The organism is Streptomyces beijiangensis, assembly GCF_017315755.1.
Lineage (GTDB): Bacteria > Actinomycetota > Actinomycetes > Streptomycetales > Streptomycetaceae > Streptomyces > Streptomyces beijiangensis.
In genome coordinates, this window is the sequence record NZ_JAFLRJ010001225.1 from 1 (window position 1) to 234 (window position 234).

At 75.2% G+C, this 234-nt stretch carries 1 pseudogene; it reads left to right on the top strand.

From position 1 onward, the window contains the following. Positions 1-234, top strand: a pseudogene (locus J0695_RS41270) (acyl-CoA synthetase FdrA); the annotation flags it as partial.

Consider the following 234-nt stretch of genomic DNA (forward strand, 5'->3'; position numbering starts at 1 on the left):
GCGAGGACTCCCCCGGGCCCGACACCGCCGCGCTGGTCGCCGGACTCGACGCCGGGCGCGAGTGGCTGCGGGCGCTGTACGTCGGGGGGACGTTCGCGTACGAGGCGAAGCAGCTCCTCACCGGGCACGAGACAGCGACCGGCACGGCGTCTCACGTCCCCGGTTCCGCGCCTCGCCTTCCCACCGGCCACTGCGTGCTGGACCTGGGCGACGACATCTTCACCGCCGGCCGGC